A 21,429-nucleotide genomic window follows, 5' to 3' on the forward strand; every position below is an offset into this window, starting at 1 on the left:
GACACCCGGGACGTCCGACGATGCGCAAGAAGTCTGAAATATCGAGTTATCTTGCTCCGGTATCCGTGCTGCCGCTGAGCGGTCTCACCTTCCGCGAGAGAGGCGAGAGAAGCGATGCTCCAGGCCATCGGGCTGACCAGCACCCGTCGCAGAGAGCACCCGCCCGCCGTCGACGATCTCACCTTCGAAGCCCGTTCCGGTCGGGTCACCGTCCTGCTCGGCGCAAGCGGCGCCGGGAAGACGACGGCTCTGAGGCTCGTCCTGGGGCTCGAGGCCGGCCGCGGATTCACGTACTTCCGCGGTAACCCCTTGCATCGCATCGCCAACCCCGCGTGCGAGGTGGGGGCCCTTCTCGGCGATGTGCCGGGACATCCCGCCAGGACCGTGCGCGGTCAGCTGCGGATGCTGAGTGCCGCTGTCGGGGTGCCCGCGTCCCGTGCCGACGAGCTGCTCGACGTCGTGGGCCTCGGCGGACTCGCGCAGGAGCAGCTGGGGAGGCTCTCCCTCGGTATGGCCCGCCGGCTGGGGCTGGCGTCCGCCCTTCTCGGCGACCCGCAGACGCTGGTCCTCGACGACCCCGTCCGGGGGCTCTCGCCCCGCGACAGAAGCTGGCTGTTCGCACTGCTGCGGGCGCACGCAGCCCATGGCGGAACGGTTCTGTGCACGCTGCGCGAGCCCAAGGAGGCCGCCCGGATCGCCGATCGCGTCGTCACGCTGCACGAGGGGCGCCTGCTCGCGGACCAGGAGGCGGCTGAGTTCTCGCGGACCCGGCTCCGGCCCCGGGTCGCCGTCCGTACCCCGCATGCGGCCCGGCTCTCCGCCGTCCTCGCGCGCGAAGCGCGCGCGGAGCGGCGCTCGGTCGAGGTGGTCGCCGAGGGTAGCGGTGTGCTCGCCGTCTTCGGCACCAGTTGCGCCGAGGTGGGTGAGACCGCTTTCCGGCACGGCGTGCTCGTCCACCGCCTCACCGAGGAGGTCGGCGACGCGGCTCCCGCGACCGAGACAGGGCCCGTCGGCGTGACCGCACCTGCCCGGAGTCCCGCACCTCTCCCGCCATCGACTGCCTCCCCGGCCTCAGCTCCTGTGCCGTCCGCAGCGTCAGGGCCTCCAGTCCCGCCCTCAGCTCCTGTGCCGTCCGCAGCCTCGGAGCCTCCAGCCCCGGCCCCCGCCCTCAAGCGCACGCCCGCCCCCACCTCCGACGCCCCCGGCGACTCCGGCGGCGCGGCAGCTGTCCCGCGGGGGCCGCGACCGGTGCGCGGTCCCCGGTGGCCACTGCGCTACGAGCTCCGCCGGCTCCTCGGTGTCCGGACCTCTCCGCTGATCGCTCTGGCCGCGGTTGCCGCTTCGCTCGCCCTGTGCCTCGTGCTCGCCCGGACCGGCGCGACCGCGGTGAAGCCGCACACCGTCGCCGCCTGGCCAGGCTTCCTGCCGCTGCCTCCGGCGGCGTTCGGGGCCGGGCTGATCGGCGCGCTCGCCTTCGGTGAGGAGTTCCGTTACCCCGCTCTCGCGTCCGCGCGGGGCACGGTGCCCCGCAGGCTGGGGCTGCTTCTGGCCAAGCTCGTCGTGACGGCGGCAGCCGCCGTCGTGCTCGCGGTCCTCGTGGTGGTCCTCGATGTGCAGGCGCTCCGGCTCGTGTTCGGGCCGGAATCGGTGGCCGTGCCGCCCGACTGGTCCGCTCTGGCGGCCGGTTGGGGTGCGCTCTGCGTCGGCTGCGCATGGTCGGGCCTGCTGGCCGCGGGAGTCTTCCGCGTCACCGCGGCAGGAGTCGCCGCGGTTCTCGCCGTGCCGGTCCTCGTGGCGCCCCTCGCACACAAGGTGCTCGTCGTACCGGCAGTCCGTTCGATCGCCGGACTTCCCGGCAGGCTCCGGGAGCCGGCCTGGGTCGAGCTTCCGCAGCAGGCGGATCGCTGGCTGATTGCCGCGATGCGGTTGCCGGCGCAACCCGTGGGCGCCGCGCTGGTGTTGTCGCTGGTGGCCCTGATCTGCGCGTATGTGTTCACCGGCCTTCGCCGGAGGGCCTTTTGGTGATCATAGGGCGACCGGCTGTCCGTGAACTGCCCACAACGTCCTGGGGAATGCCCGTTTCTTTCCGATAAGGCGTCAATTGCGGGGTGAGCGCCGATCACCCTTTCGTGTGCTTTTCACCAAAGACCTCAAGGGGCTCGGAAGCTGAGCCGACAAAGGATGCGTGAGTACCCTTGCGCACACCATGATGCCCCCCGCCCGCCCCGCCGAGACCGGTCTGGCCGGTCCGGGCGAACTCGACCGCTACGGCTACGGGGAGTCGCCTGCGGCCGATCGCGTCGGTCCTCCCGCCTGGGAGGCGTCCGACACCGAGTTGGGCCGGGTGGGCCGCCGTACGGCAGGCAGCCGCGGTCGCGGCCTGCACGGCCAACTCGTCCAGCAGCTCGGCCAGATGATCGTCTCGGGCGATCTCGGGGCCGACCGTCCGCTCGTCCCCGAGGAGATCGGTCAGCGCTTCGAGGTCTCCCGCACGGTCGTGCGCGAGTCCCTCCGTGTCCTCGAGGCGAAGGGGCTGGTCAGCGCCCGCCCCAATGTCGGCACCCGCGTCCGGCCCGTCAGTGACTGGAACCTCCTCGACCCCGACATCATCGAGTGGCGTGCCTTCGGCCCGCAGCGTGACGACCAGCGCCGGGAGCTGAGCGAGCTGCGCTGGACGATCGAGCCGCTGGCCGCCCGCCTCGCCGCCGGTCACGGCCGTGAGGACGTCCAGCAGCGCCTCGGTGACATGGTCGAGATCATGGGTCACGCCCTGGCTCAGGGTGACGGCCTCACCTTTTCGCGCGCCGACGCCGAATTCCACTCCCTGCTCATCCAGCTCGCGGGCAACCGCATGCTCGAGCACCTCTCGGGGATCGTCTCGGCCGCGCTCCAGGTGTCCGGCGGCCCGGTCACGGGCTGTGACCGCCCGACCGAGGCGTCCCTGTCGCATCACGCCCACATCGCGGACGCCCTCGCCTCGGGTGACGCCCACGCCGCCGAGTCCGCCATGCGCCGGCTGCTCACCGTTCACCCGGAAGTGGAGCGAGCGGTCCCCGCGCCGCGTGAGCACTGACCGCGGCGGCGGTCGGCGCGTGCGACGCTGTTCGGGCTGCATGTCGCCGGATTCCCAGGGGGTCCGGCGACTCGCGCCGCACCGATCGCACCACTTTGACCCTAAAGCGGCATTTGGGGTGTGACTCGGGCCACGTGGATTGGGCGTAACACTCCTCGAGACAGCGCGATGACCTAAGAGGTGACAGCCGAGGAGGGAATACAGCCGCCGTACATGGCGCTGTGACAGCTCCTGGGTTTTGCCCGCGCCACCGGCACATCCGCAGCCCGGTGGTCGTCGGCTCCGGCCCGATCATGGGTGGGGCCGGAAGCCGTTTCCATCGTTCCGAGAGGTTGTTCGTGTCGGCCAGCACATCCCGTACGCTCCCGCCGGAGATCGCCGAGTCCGAGTCTGTGATGGCGCTCATCGAGCGGGGAAAGGCTGATGGGCAGATCGCCGGCGATGACGTGCGTCGTGCCTTCGAAGCTGACCAGATTCCGCCAACCCAGTGGAAGAATGTTCTGCGCAGCCTCAATCAGATCCTCGAGGAAGAGGGTGTGACGCTGATGGTCAGTGCAGCGGAGTCGCCGAAGCGCGCCCGCAAGAGCGTCGCAGCGAAGAGCCCGGCGAAGCGCACCGCCACCAAGACCGTCGCCGCCAAGACCACCACGGCGAAGACCGTCGCGGCCACCGCGGCCCCGACGGCCGAGACCGTCGAGGTCCCGGCCGACGAGTCCTCGGAGACCGCGCCCGCGAAGAAGGCGGCCGCCAAGAAGGCGACGGCCAAGAAGACGGTGGCGAAGAAGGCCACCGCCAAGAAGACGGCGGCGAAGAAGACCACCGCCAAGAAGGACAGCGACGACGCCGAGGGCGAGGAGCTGCTCGACGAGGCCCAGCCCGCGGGCAAGGGCGACGAGGAAGAGCCCGAGGGCGAGAGCAAGGGCTTCGTCCTCTCCGACGACGACGAGGACGACGCGCCGGCGCAGCAGGTCGCGGTCGCCGGTGCCACCGCCGACCCGGTCAAGGACTACCTGAAGCAGATCGGCAAGGTCCCCCTGCTCAACGCCGAGCAGGAGGTCGAGCTCGCCAAGCGCATCGAGGCCGGTCTGTTCGCCGAGGACAAGCTGGCGAACTCCGACAAGCTGGCGCCGAAGCTCAAGCGTGAGCTCGAGATCATCGCCGAGGACGGCCGTCGCGCCAAGAATCACCTGCTGGAGGCCAACCTCCGGCTGGTCGTCTCGCTGGCCAAGCGCTACACGGGCCGCGGCATGCTCTTCCTGGACCTGATCCAGGAGGGCAACCTCGGTCTGATCCGCGCGGTCGAGAAGTTCGACTACACCAAGGGCTACAAGTTCTCCACGTACGCCACCTGGTGGATCCGTCAGGCGATCACCCGCGCCATGGCCGACCAGGCCCGCACCATCCGTATCCCGGTGCACATGGTCGAGGTCATCAACAAGCTCGCGCGCGTCCAGCGCCAGATGCTCCAGGACCTGGGCCGTGAGCCCACCCCGGAGGAGCTGGCCAAGGAGCTCGACATGACCCCCGAGAAGGTCATCGAGGTCCAGAAGTACGGCCGTGAGCCGATCTCGCTGCACACCCCGCTCGGCGAGGACGGCGACAGCGAGTTCGGTGACCTGATCGAGGACTCCGAGGCGGTCGTCCCGGCCGACGCGGTCAGCTTCACCCTCCTGCAGGAGCAGCTCCACTCGGTGCTCGACACCCTGTCCGAGCGTGAGGCGGGCGTGGTGTCCATGCGCTTCGGTCTCACGGACGGCCAGCCGAAGACCCTGGACGAGATCGGCAAGGTCTACGGCGTGACGCGAGAGCGCATCCGGCAGATCGAGTCCAAGACGATGTCCAAGCTGCGTCACCCGTCGCGGTCGCAGGTCCTGCGCGACTACCTCGACTAGGCCGCACCTGATCGAGGCGCGGGCACGCGCGGCGAACGGCTTCGAAGGGCCCGGATCCCCATGGGGGAGCCGGGCCCTTCGGCGTGGCGCGAGGGTGCGCGGGACGGCCGGCTGGACGACTCTGGGTGGGATCGGATTCACGCAGAGTCAGGAGACCGTATGCGTCGCCCCACTGCCCGAAGCCTCGCCGGGGTGCCGGCTCTGATCGCAGCAGCGGTCGTGACAACACCGGCGATGTCCTTCCCCGCCGCCGCCGACAGCGTCGTCGTCGGCGGGTACGAGGTCCGTGCCGACGACAGTCCATGGGTGGTCGCGCTGGCCAGCCGTGACCGGTTCGGCCCAGCGCGGAGCGGACAGTTCTGCGGAGGTGTGGTCGTGGCGCCCACCAAGGTGATGACAGCGGCCCACTGTCTGAGCAACGCCGTCCTCGGCAAGGACGCGTCGTCCGTGCGCGATCTGCGGGTCATCGCGGGCCGATCGGAGCTCGCCGGTGCCGGCGGTCAGGAGGTGCCCGTACGGGAAACGTGGATCACGCCCGGGTACGACCCGGTGACGAACAGTCCCGACATGGCGCTGCTGACCCTCGAGAAGGCCCTGCCCGAGGATCATGTGCTGCCGGTGGCGGGGCCGGGGGACCCGGCGTACGAGGTGGGGACGGCCGCGACCGTCTACGGCTGGGGTGACACACAGGGCAACGGCAGTTACGCCTCGTCGCTGCGGGCGGCGAAGGTGTCGGTCCTGCCGGACGAGACATGCGCCAACGCCTACCCCGGCGGACAGGGCAGCAGGTACACACCTTCCACGATGGTGTGCGCGGGAGATCCCCAGGGCGGGCACGATGCCTGCCAGGGGGACAGCGGGGGCCCGCTGGTCGCCCGGGGCAGGCTCATCGGCCTGGTCTCCTGGGGCAGTGGCTGCGGGCGCCCTGACGGGCCTGGCGTCTACACGCGGGTCTCCGCGGTGGTGCAGCCGACGGCCGGCGCCGACTGACCGGACCGGCCGGACGAGCACGGAAAAAGGTCACGGAACGAGAGCGGGCGGCTTCCCCCGGTGGCCGGGGGAGCCGCCCATCGGCCGGTCCTGGACCGGCCCTTGGCTCGTCGGGATGTGAGGTGTCAGTGATCCTCTTCGCCGGTGTCTGCCGGCACGGCCGTCAGGCGGTCCGTCTCATCCTGTATTTCCGCGGCGATCTTCTTGAGTTCCGGCTCGAACTTGCGCCCGTGGTGGGCACAGAAGAGCAGTTCACCACCGCTGATCAGTACGACGCGCAGATAAGCCTGGGCGCCGCAGCGGTCGCAGCGGTCAGCGGCCGTCAGCGGGCTCGCGGGGGTCAGAACAGTAGTCACGTCGCCTCTTCTCTAGCTCGACGAGCTGTCGTACCAGGGTCAACATCCAACCAGGCCGAAAACGTTCCCGCTCGTGGCTTTTCCTCGAAACTTTTTCCCGAGGTGGCTGTCTGCTGCCGGTTGGCGGCGAATGAGCCGTATTGCTTCGCTCTACGGATTTCGCGTTGCTTGTCTCGTTTGGCCCTCCCGGCCGGGTTGCCGGTTGTTGATGAGGACGTGCCCGGAGCCTAAATGGTTCATGCCCCGATGGGAACGTGATGTGCACGTCACTCCATCGAGGGATCGAACACCCATGCGAAGCTGGACTAGCATGAGAAATCAGGTGGGTGGCGTTACATCGGCTCTACCAGGCCTCGGTACGCTCTGACCGGCGACCGACGCCGGGCCCGTACCCCCCTTGGCCACATTTGAAATTCAGCGAGGAGCGAACCGCGTGACCGCCGAATCGTCCGTGCCGTCCACCGCACTGCTGACAGCAGACCGTGACGGCTCCAACTACACCGCGCGGCACCTGCTCGTCCTGGAGGGGCTCGAGGCGGTTCGCAAACGACCTGGCATGTACATCGGCTCGACCGACAGCCGTGGTCTCCTGCACTGCCTCTGGGAGATCATCGACAACTCCGTCGACGAGGCCCTCGGCGGCCACTGCGACCACATCGAGGTGATCCTCCACGAGGACGGCTCCGTCGAGGTCCGGGACAACGGCCGCGGCATCCCCGTGGACGTGGAGCCCAAGACCGGACTCTCCGGGGTCGAGGTCGTGATGACCAAGCTGCACGCCGGTGGCAAGTTCGGCGGTGGCTCCTACGCGGCGTCCGGCGGTCTCCACGGTGTCGGCGCCTCTGTGGTGAACGCGCTCTCCGCCCGCCTCGACGTCGAGGTCGACCGCGGCGGCGCGACCCACATGATCAGCTTCCGGCGCGGTGTGCCCGGCATCTTCACCGAGTCCGGCCCCGACGCCCCCTTCGACCCGGCGAACGGCCTGCGCAAGGGCAAGCGCGTCCCGAAGGCCAGGACCGGCACCCGTGTCCGTTACTGGGCGGACCGCCAGATCTTCCTCAAGGACGCCAAGCTCTCCCTGGAGACGCTGCACCAGCGCGCCCGCCAGACCGCCTTCCTCGTCCCCGGCCTGACCATCGTCGTCCACGACGAGCGCGGCCTGACCGACGCCGGCGGCGAGGGCAAGAGCGTGGAGACCTTCCGCTTCGACGGGGGGATCAGCGAGTTCTGCGAGTACCTGGCCCAGGACAAGCCGGTCTGTGACGTGCTGAGGCTCACCGGCCAGGGCACGTTCAAGGAGACCGTCCCCGTCCTCGACGAGCGCGGCCACATGACCCCGACGGAGGTCACCCGCGAGCTCGGCGTCGACATCGCCCTGCGCTGGGGCACCGGCTACGACACCACGCTCAAGTCCTTCGTCAACATCATCGCCACCCCCAAGGGCGGCACCCATGTGACCGGCTTCGAACGCTCCGTGACCAAGACGATGAACGAGGTGCTGCGCTCGGCCAAGATGCTGCGCGTCGCCGAGGACGACATCGTCAAGGACGACGCGCTCGAGGGCCTCACCGCCGTCGTCACCGTCCGCCTCGCGGAGCCGCAGTTCGAGGGTCAGACCAAGGAGGTCCTCGGCACCTCGGCGGCCAACAGGATCGTCGCCAACGTGGTGGCCAAGGAGCTCAAGGCCTTCCTGACGTCCACCAAGCGGGACGCCAAGGCGCAGGCCCGCGCGGTGCTGGAGAAGGCCGTGGCGGCCGCCCGTACGCGTATCGCCGCACGTCAGCACAAGGAGGCGCAGCGCAGGAAGACGGCCCTTGAGTCCTCGTCCCTGCCCGCCAAGCTCGCCGACTGCCGCAGCGACGACGTGGAGCGCAGCGAGCTCTTCATCGTCGAGGGCGACTCGGCGCTCGGTACCGCCAAGCTCGCGCGCAACAGCGAGTTCCAGGCCCTTCTGCCGATCCGCGGCAAGATCCTCAACGTCCAGAAGTCGTCCGTCTCCGACATGCTGAAGAACGCGGAGTGCGGGGCGATCATCCAGGTCATAGGGGCCGGCTCGGGCCGGACGTTCGACATCGACGCCGCCCGCTACGGCAAAATCGTCCTGCTGGTCGACGCCGACGTCGACGGCGCGCACATCCGCTGTCTGCTGCTGACGCTCTTCCAGCGCTACATGCGGCCCATGGTGGAGGCCGGCCGGGTGTTCGCCGCCGTGCCGCCGCTGCACCGGATCGAGCTGATCCAGCCCAAGAAGGGCCAGGACAAGTACGTCTACACGTACTCGGACAACGAGCTGCGGCAGACCCTGCTGGAGTTCCAGCGCAAGGGTGTCCGCTTCAAGGACTCCATCCAGCGCTACAAGGGCCTCGGTGAGATGGACGCCGACCAGCTGGCGGAGACCACCATGGATCCGCGCCACCGGACCCTGCGCCGGATCAACATCGGGGACCTGGAGTCCTCCGAGCAGGTCTTCGACCTCCTCATGGGCAACGAGGTCGCTCCCCGTAAGGAGTTCATCACCAGTTCGGCGGCCACTCTGGACCGCTCGCGCATCGACGCCTGACCGGTACGACCGGACGTGCACCCAGGGGTGGAGCCGAGGTCTCCACCCCTGGTCCGATCCGGCCGGGCTCCCCGCTCCCTAGCATCGGGTGCGACGGAGGAGGACACACGTGCCCGGCGTGCCCAGGAGCAGATGGACCGAGTGGCCCACCCGCGAGGCCCTGTCCGGCATCGGTGTCCCGCGGGCCCGGCACGTGCTCGACATCGCGCTGCTCGCCGCCCTGTCGTCGTGGGCGGTGTACAGCGCGTACATGTCCGAGGTCTTCCACGGCTGGGGGGCGGTGCTTCCGCCGCTGGGCCTCCTCGGCTGTGCGGCGTCCGCCGCGCGCTACCACCGCACCACTCTCGACAACCGGCTGTCCGCCTCGCTGGGGCTGCTCGGCATCATCGCGGCCACCGGCCTCGGTGCGCACGCCGCAGGGGCGGACGTCCCGGCCATGGTGCTGTGGGTCTCTGTCGCACTCATGGCGATCGAGCGGCTGCCGGTGGCCCCTGTCGTCGCGATCGTCACGCTTCCGGTGGCCGGATTCCTGCTGACCGCGGAGAGCACGCTCGGAGCACTGCTCACCACCGCCGCCGTCGTGCTCGGCGGATGCGCCCTGCGTCTCGACGCCCAGGCCCGAGGCGCGGGCTTCCGGCTGCTCGCGCAGGAGCGGGCGGCCCGTGAGGCCGAGGCGGTCTCCGCCGCTCTCGCCGAGCGGGCCAGGATCGCCCGGGAGATCCACGATGTGCTGGCGCACAGCCTGTCGGCGCAGCTGGTGCACCTGGAAGCGGCCCGGCTGCAGATCGAACGAGGCCCGGAAGGGCCCTTCCGTGACCGGATCCTGGAGCGGGTCGTCGCCGCCCGCGGCATGGCCCGCGAAGGACTGGCGGAGACCCGGCAGGCGCTGTCGGCGCTGCGCGGTGAGATGGCGCCCGTGGAGGAGTACCTGCGGGAGCTGGCGGAAAGCGGTCCGGTGTCCACCGAAGTCACCGGGGCGCGGCGGCAGTTGTCCGCGGACGCCTCCCAGGCGGTGCGCAGGGTGGCGCAGGAGGCGATGACCAATGTCCGCAAGCACGCGCCGGGGGCGGTGGTCCGGATGCTGCTCGCCTACCTGGATGGCGAAGTGGTCCTGGAAGTGAGGGATTCGGGGAGACCCGCGGTGCCGGACGGGCCGGGGACATTCAGCGAGCTCGGAGGTTCCGGCGCCGGGTACGGTCTGCTCGGTATGCGCGAGCGTGCGGAACTGCTCGGCGGCACGCTCGAGGCGGGACCGGAGGGGGAGGGGTTCGTGGTGCGACTGCGGGTGCCGGCATGACCGGGGAGATCGCGCGGGTCGTCGTCGCCGACGACCAGGCGGTGGTGCGCGAGGGCATCGTGATGCTGCTGGGACTGCTGCCCGGCATCGAGGTCGTCGGGTCGGCCAGGGACGGGGAGGAGGCTCTCGCGCTCGTCGCCCAACTGTCGCCCGACGTCGTCCTGATGGACCTGAGGATGCCACGGGTCGACGGTGTGGAGGCCACCCGCCGCATCCGCGGCGAGTACCCCGCCACCCAGGTCGTCGTGCTCACCACCTACGCGGACGACGACTCACTCTTTCCCGCGCTGCGGGCCGGCGCGCGGGGATACCTCACGAAGGACGCCGACGGGGACGAGATCGTACGGGCGATCCAGGACGTCGTCGCCGGCCGGGGCGGGCTGTCCCCGGTGGTCCAGCGGCGCCTGCTCGAACAGGTCACGGCGGAGCCGCCGCCCACCGGTCCCCGGCTGCCCGACGGGCTGACCGCCCGCGAGGGCGAGGTGCTCGCCCTGATCGCCGAGGGCCTGGGGAACACGGACATCGCCGGGAGGCTGGGCATCTCCACCGCCACCGTCAAGACCCACATCAACAACCTGTTCGCGAAGGCCGGCCTCCACGACCGGGCACAGGCGGTCCGGTACGCCTATCGGGAGGGTCTCGCGAAGCCTCCGGGGACAAACGTCACCTGATGGGGTGAAGACCCCCAAAGAAGAGTCCTGGATCTTCCCACCTTGTCCATCCTTGGGCAGGCGGCCGAAACGGTTCGTCGGCGAGGAGAAGTGAGCGTGGAGAAGCAGGAAGGCCCGGACACCGCCCAAGTGCGGCTCGAGGACCCGTGGCACGACGCGCTGGCCTCGGGCTGGAGCGACCGGGACAGCACCGGAGCCCCTGCCCCCGGCGCGCCGCTCGGCGGGGAGGACCTGACGGCCGGACGCAGCGCCGCCGACATCTATCTGGAAGTGCAGCGCAGCGAGGCCTTCCAGGAAGTGCGCGCCCGCTACCGGCGGTTCGTCGTGCCCGCGTCCGCCGCCTTCCTCGTGTGGTACCTGGCGTACGTCGTCGCGGCCACGACCGCGCCGGGGCTGATGGCGAGGCCGGTCGCCGGGGCGGTCAACGTCGCGATGGTCGCGGGACTCGCACAGTTCCTGACCACCTTCCTGCTGACCTGGGCGTACACCCGCCACGCCAGGCTGCGGAGGGACCGGGCCGCGCTCGACCTGCGGTGGGACACGCAGGAGATGACGAGAGGGGCCGGGCGTTGAACGGGGACCACCAGGCGCTCGCCCTGCTCCTGTTCAGCGCGTTCATCGCGGTCACCCTCGGCATCACCACCTGGGTGAGCCGCAACAGGCACGGTTCCGCGGAGGAGTTCTACGCGGGCGGGCGGCTGTTCTCCCCGATGGAGAACGGCTTCGCCATCGCCGGTGACTACATGTCGGCCGCCTCCTTCCTCGGCATCTCCGGGCTCATCGCGCTCTACGGCTACGACGGGATGCTCTATTCCGTGGGCTTCCTGGTCGCCTGGCTCGTCGTGCTCCTGCTCGTCGCCGAACTGGTGCGCAACTGCGGCCGGTTCACCCTCGCCGACGTCGTCGCCGCCAGGATGAAGGAACGGCCGGTGCGCATCGCGGCCGGAACCTCCTCGGTCACCGTCTCCGTCCTGTATCTGGTGGCGCAGATGGTGGGAGCCGGGAGCCTGGTCGCGCTGCTGCTGGGCGGCACGAGCGAGGCCGCCCGGTCGTGGACCGTCATCGGCGTGGGAGCGCTGATGGTGATCTACGTGTCCATGGGAGGGATGCGGGCCACCACCTGGATCCAGATCGTGAAGGCCGTGCTGCTGATGGCGGGCGCGATCGCGATGACCGTGCTGGTTCTGATGCGGTTCCACGGCGACTTCGACCAGTTGCTCGAATCCGCCGCCGCACGCAGCGGACACGGCAAGGACTTCCTCGCGCCGGGCCTGCGGTACGGCGGGGACTGGACCGCCCGTCTGGACTTCATCAGCCTCGGCCTGGCGCTCGTCCTGGGCACGGCGGGACTGCCGCACATCCTGTCCCGCTTCTACACCGTGCCGACCGCGCGGGCCGCCCGCCGCTCGGTCGTCTGGTCCATCGGTCTCATCGGCAGCTTCTACCTGATGACGATCGTGCTCGGTTTCGGAGCGGCCGCCGTGGTCGGCACCGACGAGGTCCGGGCGTCCAACGCCGCCGGCAACACGGCCGTGCCGCTGCTCGCCCTCGACCTCGGCGGCGGGGCCGGTTCCACCGGGGGTGCCGTCCTGTTCGCGGTCGTGGCCGCCGTGGCCTTCGCGACCATCCTGGCCGTCGTCGCGGGGATCACGCTGGCCTCCTCGGTCTCCGTCGCGCACGACCTGTACGCGACGTTGCGGCGCCGGCGCGCGGCCGGGCCGGCGGGCGCGGAGGACGGCGACGGCCGGTACAGCGAGGTCGCCGTCGCCCGGATCGCCGCCGTCTGCATCGGCGCCGTCGCGATCGCGCTCGGTCTGCTGGCCCGCGACCTGAACGTCGCGTTCCTCGTCGGCCTGGCCTTCGCCGTGGCCGCCTCCGCCAACCTGCCCGTCCTGCTCTACTCGCTGTTCTGGCGGAACTTCACCACGCGCGGCGCTGTCTGGTCCGTCTACGGCGGCCTGGTGCCCGCGGTGCTGCTCGTGCTGGTGTCACCGGTCGTCTCCGGCAGTGAGCGGTCGCTCTTCCCGGGTGTGGACTTCCATGTCTTCCCGCTGGAGAACCCGGGGCTCGTCTCCATCCCGCTGGGCTTCCTGGCGGGCTGGATCGGCACGGTCGTCTCCTCCGAGCCGCCGGACGCGGCGAAGCACGCGGAGACCGAGGTACGGGCGCTGACGGGGGCGGGCGCCGTCTGACGCCGGGGCGCGGGCCGTGACGTCCGACGGAGTCCGGGCCGGCTGCGTCAGGTACTCGCCATCCACACGTATCGGTGCTCCGGGCGGCCGGTCTCGCCGTACCTGAGGGTCAGCCGCACCCTGCCCGACCGCTCCAGGAGCTTCAGATAGCGCTGGGCGGTCTGCCGGCTCACGCCCGCCCGTTCCGCGATCTCCTGGGCCGACAGAGGGCCGTCGGCAGCCAGCAGCACCTGGCGGACCAGCTCCGCCGTGGTGGGGGAGTGCCCCTTGGGAAGTTCCGGCGCGATCGCCCCGGCCGACAGCGTGCCGAAGATCCGGTCGACCTCGGCCTGCTCGGCCTCGCCACCGCTGTCCAGGGCACGCCGCAACGTCGCGTACGCCTCGAGCTTGGCGCGCAGTCCGGCGAAGTTGAACGGCTTGACCAGGTACTGGAGGGCGCCGTGGCGCATCGCCGCCTGGACGGTCGCCACGTCCCGGGCGGCCGTCACCATGATCACGTCCGTCTGGTGGCCGAGCGCGCGGAGCTCGCGGACGACCGACAGCCCGTTCTCGTCCGGCAGGTAGTGATCGAGCAGGATCAGATCGACGGGCGCCTCGGCGATCCTCGCGAGCGCCTCTGTGGCCGAGTGGGCCTCCGCGACGACGCGGAAGCCCGGCACCTTGGCGACATAGGCCGCGTTGATGCGCGCGACCCGGACGTCGTCGTCCACGACCAGTACGTCGATCACCGCGTCTGCCGGACCTCTCGTACGCCGCCCGCCCCAGCCGGTGTGCCGGTCTCTCCCGGATCCGGTGCGTCGAGCGGTCGGGGAATCCGCCGGAGGTCCTCGTCCGGGCCGGTCTCGGTCAGGGCGTCGGGCAGTACGACGACGAATTCGGCGCCCTTGGCTGCCGACTCGCGGACCGTGGCGCTGCCGCCCTGACGCTCGGCGAACCTGCGGACGAGCGGCAGCCCCAGGCCGCGCTTGCCGTGGGCCGGCAGTTCCTTGGTGGTCCACCCCTCGGTGAAGATCAACTCGCGGTGTTCGGCCGGGACACCGGGACCGCTGTCGGCGACCCGGAGGATCACCGTGCTGCCGACGGTGTGCAGCTCGACCTCGATCCGAGGGTCCGGTGTGCCCGCTGCCGCGTCCAGCGCGTTGTCGACCAGATTGCCGACCATCGTCACCAGTCCGCGCGGATCGACCAGCCGATCGGGCAGCAGGGTGGCGGGGGCGATCCGCAGCGACACCCCGCGCTCCGCCGCGACCGTCGCCTTGCCGACGAGCAGCGCCGCGAGCAGCGGATCGTGGATCTTCTCCGTGACCTGCTCCGCGGTGGCCCGGTGCACCCCGACCACCTCGGTGACGAATTCCACCGCCTCCTCGTGCATCTCCAGCTCCAGCAGGCCGAGCAGGGTGTGCAGGCGGTTGGCGTGCTCGTGGTCCTGCGCGCGCAGGGCGTCGATCAGTCCACGGGTGGAGTCGAGTTCCCGGCCCAGCTGCTCCAGTTCGGTGCGGTCGCGGAGGGTGACGACCGCGCCGCCGTCGTCGGTCGGCATCCGATTGGCGACGAGGACCCGGCTGCCCCGTACCGTCAGCAGGTCGTCGCCGCTCACCCGTCCCGCCAGGACGTCACTGGTGCGTCCCTCGCCCAGCACCTCGTCCAGCGGCCGTCCCGTGGCCTCCGGCCCCACGCCGAGCAGCCGCTGTGCCTCGTCGTTCAGCAGCCGCACCCGCCCGGCCGCGTCCAGGGCGACGACGCCTTCCCTGATGCCGTGCAGCATCGCCTCGCGCTCGGCGAGCAGGGCGGAGATGTCGGAGAAGGCCAGGTCGTGGGTCTGCCGCTGGAGCCTGCGGGAGATCAGGTACGCGGCGAGCGCCCCCACGGCCAGTGCGCCGCCGGCGTAGGCGAGCAGGCCCGGGATCGCCGCCAGCAGCCGGGCTCGCACGCTGTCGTACTCGATACCGACGGACACCGCGCCGACGATCCGGCCGTCCTCGTCGCGCAGCGGCACCTTGCCACGGGCGGAACGGCCGAGGGTGCCGCTGTCGATCTCCATCACGTCCCGCCCGGCCAGCGCCTCGCTCGGATCGGTGGAGACGATCCGGCCGATCTGGGCGGGGGAGGTGTGGGACCAGCGCACGCCGCGCCAGTCCATGATCACGATGTACTCGGCGCCGGTGGCCTGCCTGATCCGTTCGGCCTCCGCCTGGACCGGGCCGTCGGCGGTCGGCCGGGAACCGGTCACGTCCTCGGCGAGCTCGGGTGACGCGGTGGTCTCCGCGATGGCGAGCGCGCGGCGCATCGCCTGGTCGTCGAGCTGGGCGCTGAGCGGGGCGAGGAAAAGGCCGGTGGCCAGCGCGATGACCCCGGTGACGATCGTCAGCTGCATCAGCAGGACCTGTGAGAAGACCCGCTGCGGCCAGCCGAACCGCCGTCGCCGGGCGGGGGCGGTCGGAACGGGACTCATGCCTAGGAACGGTAAGGGCAGCCGTCCGCTTTCCGAAATTGTGGGCACAGCGCAAATGGCTTGCGCTTCTTGCGGTCATTTTTCATTTTCCTGACAGTGCGAATGAAAGCCCCTGGTGTCGGCCGATGCTCGGCGGGTCAGGGGTGCGGGGCGGTCGGGAGGGGCCTGCCGCGACGGTGGACGCCCCGGCATATCTCTGCAACTCTCTGACCGCCAAACGCAAAAGATGCAGCACTTCGCCGCACAAATGCTGCTTCACCGATGAGTCGTCAGAGCCGCGCCCTCGTCGCACCAGAGCACGGGGCCGAAGATCGGGGACAGATGAGACCGCAACGCTGGAGATGGCGGGTCCTCTCCGCCGTGATCACCACAAGTCTTTTGATGCTCGGCCGGCCTTCGTGGACCGCCTCGGCGGCCGACGGTCCGGACATCGCCGCGGGCCGCCCGGCCGCCGCGAGCGGTTCGCACAGCGAGTACGCCGCCGCCAACGTCACGGACGGTGATCAGGCGTCGTACTGGCAGAGCGCCGGGAGCACCCTGCCGCAGTGGGTGCAGGCCGACCTCGGCAGCACCACCGGCGTCGACGAGGTCGTGCTGAAGCTCCCGGCCGGCTGGGAGAGCCGGACGCAGACCCTGTCCGTCCAGGGCAGCGCCGACGGCACCAGCTTCAGCACCCTGAAGAGCTCGGCCGCCTACACCTTCGCACCGGGCTCGGCCAACACGGTGTCCGTCTCCTTCCCGTCGGCCCGGGCCCGCTACGTGAGGGTGCACATCACGGCCAACACCGGCTGGCAGGCGGCCCAGTTGTCCGCACTGGAGGTCCACGCCGCGGACGGGTCCTCGGGGAACCTCGCCCGTGGCCGCACGCTCACCGCGAGCAGCCACACCGACGTCTACGTGGCCGCGAACGCGGGCGACGGGAACAGCGCCAGCTACTGGGAGAGCCGCAATCACGCACTCCCGCAGTGGATCCAGGCCGACCTCGGCTCGTCGGTCCGCGTCGACCGCGTGGTGCTGCGGCTGCCGGACGGCTGGGGCCCCCGAACACAGACACTGAAGATCCAGGGCAGCGCCAACGGCTCCGACTTCACCGATCTGACCGCCTCCAGGGGCTACGCGTTCGACGCGGCGGGCGGCCATGCGGCGACGATCGCCTTCGACGCCGCCACGACCCGGTACGTACGCGTCCTCGTCAGCGCCAACACCGGGCAGCCGGCCGCGCAACTGTCCGAGCTCGAGATCTACGGACCGGCGACCGGCGACACCGAGGCTCCCAGCGCCCCGGCGGAGCTCGCCTTCACCGAGCCGGCGACCGGCCGGATCCAGCTGACCTGGAAGGCGTCGACCGACGACACGGCGGTCACCGGCTACGACGTCTACGCGGACAATCAGCTGCTCGCCGCCGTGGCGGGCGACGTGACCACGTACACGGACACCAGACCCTCGAACGTCACCGTCTCCTACTACGTGCGGGCCCGGGACGCGGCCGGGAACCAGTCCGCGAACAGCGACACCGTGACGCGCCGGGCCGACTCCGGCGACACACAGGCCCCCACCGCGCCGTCGAACCTGTCCTTCACCGAGCCGGTCGCCGGGCGGATCGTCCTCACCTGGGGCGCCTCCGTCGACAACACGGGTGTGGCCGGATACGACATCTACGCCGGCAACGTCCTGCACGAGAGCGTCGCCGGTGACGTGACCACCTACACGGACACCCGGCCCGTGTCGGAGACGGTGACGTACCGGGTGCGCGCGAAGGACGCGGCCGGGAACGAGTCGGGCGACAGCAACAGCGTCACCCGCAACGGTTCCACGGGCTCCGCCTCCAACCTCGCCGTCTCCAAGCCGATCACCGCGTCCTCGGTGATCCACACCTTTGTCGCCCAGAACGCCAACGACAACGACGTGACCACCTACTGGGAGGGCGCGGCGGGCAGTTACCCGAACACGCTCACCGTCAAGCTCGGCGCCGACGCGGACGTCAGCGCAGTCGTGCTCAAACTGAATCCGGACAGTGCCTGGGGCGCCCGCACCCAGAACATCGAGGTGCTCGGGCGCGGACAGAACGCCTCGGGGTTCACCGGCGTGGTGGCGGCGAAGGACTACGCCTTCGACCCGGCACGCGGCAACACGGTCACCGTGCCGCTCGACGCCCGTCTCGCCGACGTCCAGCTCCGGTTCACCTCCAACACCGGGGCCACGGCCGGGCAGATCGCCGAGTTCCAGGTGCTCGGCGTACCCGCTCCCAACCCGGACCTGTCGATCACCTCTGTGACCGCGTCGCCGGCCTCGCCCGTCGAGTCGGACGAGATCACCTTGTCGGCCACGGTACGCAACAGCGGCCCGTCCGCCGCTCCGGCGAGCGCCGTCGCGCTGCGGCTCGGCGGCACCAAGGTCGCCACGGCACAGGCCGGCCCGCTGGCGGCCGGGGCGCAGACGACGGTCAGCGCCTCCATCGGGACGCGCGACGCCGGTACCTATCAACTCAGCGCCGTCGCCGACGAGGCGAACGCGGTCATCGAGCAGAACGAGACCGACAACACCTTCACCAGCCCCACCGCGCTGGTGGTGAAACCGGTCGCGAGCTCGGACCTGGTGGCCGCCTCCGTCACCACCTCGCCGTCCGCCCCGGCGGCCGGTGACAGCGTCACGTTCTCGGTCGCCGTCAGGAACCAAGGCACCACGGCGTCCGCGGGCGGCAGCCACGGTCTCACCCTCGCGCTGGTCGACTCCCGTGGCGCGACGGTCAGGACCTTCACGGGCGCCTACAGCGGCACCATCGCCGCCGGTGCGACGACCGCGCCGGTGAACCTGGGGAGCTGGACGGCCGCCGACGGCTCGTACACGCTCAGGGTGACCGTCGCCGACGACGCCAACGAGCTGCCGGTCAAGCGCGAGAACAACACCAGCACCCAGGCGCTCTTCGTCGGCCGGGGCGCCGACATGCCGTTCGACATGTACGAGGCCGAGGACGGCACGGCCGGCGGCGGCGCGCAGGTCGTCGGACCGAACCGGACGGTCGGCGACATCGCGGGCGAGGCGTCCGGCCGTAAGGCGGTCACCCTCGACAGCACCGGCGAGTACGTCGAATTCACGAGCCGGGCGAGCACCAACACCCTCGTCACCCGGTTCTCCATACCGGACGCACCCGGGGGCGGCGGCATCGACGCCACGCTGAACGTCTACGTCGACGGCGTGTTCCGTAAAGCGATCGACCTCACGTCCAAGTACGCCTGGCTGTACGGGGCCGAGGCCTCGCCGGGCAACTCGCCCGGGGCCGGGGCTCCACGCCACATCTACGACGAGGCGCACATCATGCTCGGCGGGACCGTCCCCGCGGGCAGCGTGATCAGGCTGCAGAAGGACGCGGCCAACACATCGTCGTACGCGATCGACTTCATCAACCTGGAGCAGGTCGCCCCGGTCGCCAACCCGGACCCCGCGTCGTACACCGTGCCCGCCGGATTCACCCACCAGGACGTGCAGAACGCCCTGGACAGGGTGCGGATGGACACGACCGGCAAGCTCGTCGGTGTGTACCTGCCGACGGGCGACTACCAGACGTCGAGCAAGTTCCAGGTGTACGGCAAGGCCGTGCACGTGACCGGTGCGGGCCCCTGGTTCACGAAGTTCCGTGCGCCCTCCACGCAGGACAACACCGACATCGGGTTCCGGGCCGAGGCGTCGGCGAAGGGGTCGTCGTTCAGGAACTTCTCCTACTTCGGCAACTACACGTCCCGCATCGACGGTCCGGGCAAGGTGTTCGACTTCTCCAACGTGTCGGACATCGTCATCGACAACATCTGGAACGAGCACATGGTGTGCCTCTACTGGGGGGCCAACACCGACCGGATCACCGTCAAGAACTCGCGTATCCGGAACATGTTCGCCGACGGCGTCAACATGACCAACGGCTCGACCGACAACCTGGTGTCGAACAACGAGGCCAGAGCGACCGGCGACGACAGCTTCGCGCTCTTCTCGGCGATCGACGCGGGCGGCGCGGACATGAAGAACAACGTCTACGAGAACCTGACCTCGATCCTCACCTGGCGCGCGGCGGGCGTCGCCGTCTACGGCGGCTACGACAACACCTTCCGCAACATCCACATCGCCGACACCCTGGTCTACTCCGGCATCACCATCAGTTCCCTGGACTTCGGCTACCCGATGAACGGGTTCGGCACCGGACCGACGACGGTCGAGAACGTCTCGGTCGTGCGGGCCGGCGGCCACTTCTGGGGGGCGCAGACCTTCCCCGGCATCTGGCTGTTCTCCGCGGACAAGGTGTTCCAGGGCATCCGCGTCAGCAATGTCGACATCGTCGACCCGACGTACAGCGGCATCATGTTCCAGACCAAGTACGAAGGAGGACAACCGGAGTTCCCGATCAAGGACACCGTCTTCACCGACATCTCCATATCCGGCGCCCGCAAGAGCGGTGACGCCTTCGACGCCAAGTCCGGCTTCGGTCTCTGGGCGAACGAGATGCCCGAGAGCGGACAGGGCCCGGCGGTCGGCGAGGTCACCTTCAACGGCCTGCGGCTCAGCGGCAACGCGCAGGACATCAGGAACACCACCTCCACGTTCAAGATCAACCTCAACCCGTAGGGGCGAGCGAGGCGTGGCCCGGTCGCCGACCAGGCCAGCGCAAGCCACTTGCGTGGCTTGCGCTAGCCTTGCGCGCATGACGCGACGACTTGCTCAGGTGGCGAAGAAGGTTGGAGTCAGCGAGGCCACGGTCAGCCGGGTCCTCAACGGCAAACCAGGGGTCTCGGAGGCCACCCGCCAGTCCGTGCTGACAGCCCTGGACGTCCTCGGCTACGAGCGGCCCACCCAGCTGCGGGGCGAGCGGGCGCGGCTCGTCGGGCTCGTGCTGCCCGAACTGCAGAACCCGATCTTCCCCGCCTTCGCCGAAGTCATCGGCGGGGCGCTGGCCCAGCAGGGCCTCACGCCCGTGCTGTGCACACAGACCAAGGGAGGCGTCTCCGAAGCCGACTACGTGGAGCTGCTGCTCCAGCAACAGGTCTCCGGCGTGGTGTTCGCCGGAGGCCTGTTCGCGCAGGCGGACGCCCCGCACGACCACTACCGGCTGCTCGCCGAGCGACGGATTCCCGTCGTGCTCGTCAACGCCTCCATAGACGGCCTGGACTTCCCGTGCATCTCCTGTGACGACGCCGTCGCCGTCGAGCAGGCGTGGCGGCACCTCGCCTCGCTCGGCCACGAACACATCGGCCTCGTCCTCGGCCCCGGCGACCACGTGCCCTCACGCCGCAAGCTGGCGGCCGCGCAGGCGGTGGCCGAGGCGGCCGGGACGGAGCTGCCGGAGGAGTACGTCGAGCGCTCGATGTTCTCCCTCGAGGGCGGTCAGGCCGCGACCGGTCGGCTCCTGGGCCGTGGCGTCACCGGAATCATCTGCGCGAGCGACCCGCTCGCGCTCGGCGCGGTACGCGCCGCCCGGCGGCGCGGGCTCGCCGTCCCCGGCGACGTCTCGGTCGTCGGCTTCGACGACTCGGCGTTCATGAACTGCACGGAGCCGCCGCTGACGACGGTACGGCAGCCGATCGAGGCGATGGGGCGGGCGGCGGTCGAACTGCTGACCGCGCAGATCCAGGGGGGCGAGGTGCCGCCGGGGGAGCTGCTGTTCGAGCCGGAACTGGTGGTACGAGGGTCGACGGCGCAGGTCCGGCGGGGCTAGCGCGGGCGGGGTTGCGGCTGCGGCGGGCCTTCCCCTGCGGGTGGCGTTGCGCCTGCGGCGGACGTCCCCCATCGGGCGGGCGTTTCCCCCCTCGGGTGGCGTTGCGGCTGCGGCGGGCGTTCCCCCTCGGGCGGTGTTGCGCGTGCGCGTTCCCCTCCCCGCCCCTTCCCGAACCGGGCTCCGCCCGGACCCGGCACCGCGCTCCGCGCGGTGTTTCGGGGCTCCTCCCCCTACGCCTGGCGGCGTGG

The 21,429-nt window shown here is 70.5% G+C and carries 14 protein-coding genes; 11 read left to right on the top strand and 3 right to left on the bottom strand.

Annotated features, from left to right (window positions below; translation table 11 throughout):
* Window positions 1-114 precede the first annotated feature (114 nt).
* From AB0K36_RS06315 to AB0K36_RS06330, 4 genes are all read left to right on the top strand, one after another.
* Entirely contained in the window at window positions 115-2,025 is a 1,911-nt protein-coding gene (locus tag AB0K36_RS06315) for an ATP-binding cassette domain-containing protein (protein WP_364589042.1), read from the top strand.
* 160 nt (window positions 2,026-2,185) lie between these two features.
* Entirely contained in the window at window positions 2,186-3,073 is an 888-nt protein-coding gene (locus AB0K36_RS06320; RefSeq protein WP_364589044.1) for a FadR/GntR family transcriptional regulator, read from the top strand.
* 338 nt (window positions 3,074-3,411) lie between these two features.
* On the top strand, window positions 3,412-4,965 hold the full coding sequence (locus tag AB0K36_RS06325; protein ID WP_364589047.1) for an RNA polymerase sigma factor: 1,554 nt from the start codon (window positions 3,412-3,414) through the stop codon (window positions 4,963-4,965).
* Window positions 4,966-5,124: 159 nt separating this feature from the next.
* A complete protein-coding gene (locus AB0K36_RS06330) occupies window positions 5,125-5,955 on the top strand; it encodes a serine protease (RefSeq protein WP_364589050.1) in 831 nt (276 codons plus the stop codon).
* A gap of 125 nt (window positions 5,956-6,080) precedes the next feature.
* On the opposite strand, the gene AB0K36_RS06335 is transcribed toward AB0K36_RS06330, so the two are convergent.
* The gene (locus tag AB0K36_RS06335; RefSeq protein WP_005311020.1) at window positions 6,081-6,311 is read right to left on the bottom strand and encodes a DUF7455 domain-containing protein; all 231 of its coding nucleotides are present in this window, start codon (window positions 6,309-6,311) and stop codon (window positions 6,081-6,083) included.
* 433 nt (window positions 6,312-6,744) lie between these two features.
* On the opposite strand from AB0K36_RS06335, the gene AB0K36_RS06340 reads away from it, so the two are divergent.
* The 5 genes from AB0K36_RS06340 to AB0K36_RS06360 all read left to right on the top strand — a co-directional run bounded on the left by AB0K36_RS06340 (window position 6,745) and on the right by AB0K36_RS06360 (window position 13,031).
* Window positions 6,745-8,871, top strand: a complete 2,127-nt coding sequence (locus tag AB0K36_RS06340) for a DNA gyrase/topoisomerase IV subunit B (protein ID WP_364589053.1) — start codon at window positions 6,745-6,747, stop codon at window positions 8,869-8,871.
* Between the two features lie 118 nt (window positions 8,872-8,989).
* On the top strand, window positions 8,990-10,168 hold the full coding sequence (locus tag AB0K36_RS06345) for a sensor histidine kinase (RefSeq protein ID WP_364589283.1): 1,179 nt from the start codon (window positions 8,990-8,992) through the stop codon (window positions 10,166-10,168).
* On the top strand, window positions 10,165-10,839 hold the full coding sequence (locus AB0K36_RS06350) for a response regulator (RefSeq protein ID WP_364589056.1): 675 nt from the start codon (window positions 10,165-10,167) through the stop codon (window positions 10,837-10,839). The genes AB0K36_RS06345 and AB0K36_RS06350 overlap by 4 nt, the downstream gene beginning before the upstream one ends.
* A gap of 96 nt (window positions 10,840-10,935) precedes the next feature.
* The gene (locus tag AB0K36_RS06355; RefSeq protein WP_364589059.1) at window positions 10,936-11,412 is read left to right on the top strand and encodes a DUF485 domain-containing protein; all 477 of its coding nucleotides are present in this window, start codon (window positions 10,936-10,938) and stop codon (window positions 11,410-11,412) included.
* Window positions 11,409-13,031 carry a monocarboxylic acid transporter gene (locus AB0K36_RS06360; RefSeq protein ID WP_364589062.1) on the top strand — a complete coding sequence of 541 codons (1,623 nt, stop codon included), beginning with the start codon at window positions 11,409-11,411 and terminating at the stop codon, window positions 13,029-13,031. Before AB0K36_RS06355 ends, AB0K36_RS06360 begins: the two co-directional genes overlap by 4 nt.
* 47 nt (window positions 13,032-13,078) lie before the next feature.
* Here the strand turns inward: AB0K36_RS06360 and AB0K36_RS06365 are convergent, their stop codons facing one another.
* On the bottom strand, window positions 13,079-13,759 hold the full coding sequence (locus AB0K36_RS06365) for a DUF7342 family protein (RefSeq protein WP_364589065.1): 681 nt from the start codon (window positions 13,757-13,759) through the stop codon (window positions 13,079-13,081).
* Window positions 13,756-15,483: an ATP-binding protein gene (locus AB0K36_RS06370; RefSeq protein WP_364589068.1), complete on the bottom strand. Its 1,728-nt coding sequence runs from the start codon at window positions 15,481-15,483 to the stop codon at window positions 13,756-13,758. Before AB0K36_RS06370 ends, AB0K36_RS06365 begins: the two co-directional genes overlap by 4 nt.
* 321 nt (window positions 15,484-15,804) lie before the next feature.
* On the opposite strand from AB0K36_RS06370, the gene AB0K36_RS06375 reads away from it, so the two are divergent.
* Together AB0K36_RS06375 and AB0K36_RS06380 are read left to right on the top strand one after the other, a co-directional pair.
* Window positions 15,805-20,094, top strand: coding sequence for a discoidin domain-containing protein (locus AB0K36_RS06375; protein WP_364589071.1), 4,290 nt, complete (start codon window positions 15,805-15,807; stop codon window positions 20,092-20,094).
* 76 nt (window positions 20,095-20,170) lie between these two features.
* Entirely contained in the window at window positions 20,171-21,181 is a 1,011-nt protein-coding gene (locus tag AB0K36_RS06380; protein ID WP_364589073.1) for a LacI family DNA-binding transcriptional regulator, read from the top strand.
* Window positions 21,182-21,429: the final 248 nt, after the last annotated feature.

It is taken from the genome of Streptomyces kurssanovii (assembly GCF_040677245.1).
Classification (GTDB): Bacteria; Actinomycetota; Actinomycetes; order Streptomycetales; family Streptomycetaceae; genus Streptomyces; species Streptomyces kurssanovii.